Genomic DNA, 276 nt, shown 5'->3' with positions numbered 1-276 from the left:
TGTGCGCCTCGATCAGGTCCAGCACCGCCTGCAGGCGCGCCGCAGCCTGCGGTTGTCCGACCGTGTGCACGGCTGGCTTTTCGCGTCGCCCGTCGTGCAGCGCCACCTTCCATTTGGCCGTCGCCAGTTCCAGCGACACTGCCAGCACCAGTCCGTCACCACTACCCGTGTATGCCTGATCGATACGCATGATGTTCTCCTCGGAGCCAAACCTCAGCACGCTGATTTTAGGCGTCAGCATGTCAAGGCCTTCGCTCATAGGATCTCGAAACAGCC

The 276-nt window shown here is 62.0% G+C and carries 1 pseudogene; it reads right to left on the bottom strand.

Annotated elements, in window-relative coordinates:
• Positions 1 to 190: pseudogene (locus VSR34_RS39070) on the bottom strand (IS110 family transposase); the annotation flags it as partial.
• Between the last annotated feature and the right edge of the window lie 86 nt (positions 191 to 276).

The organism is Paraburkholderia sp. JHI2823 (assembly GCF_038900695.1).
In the GTDB taxonomy this organism is placed as follows: domain Bacteria; phylum Pseudomonadota; class Gammaproteobacteria; order Burkholderiales; family Burkholderiaceae; genus Paraburkholderia; species Paraburkholderia mimosarum.
Note: the sequence above shows the minus strand (reverse complement) of the source record. Positions and strands in the feature narration are given on the sequence as shown.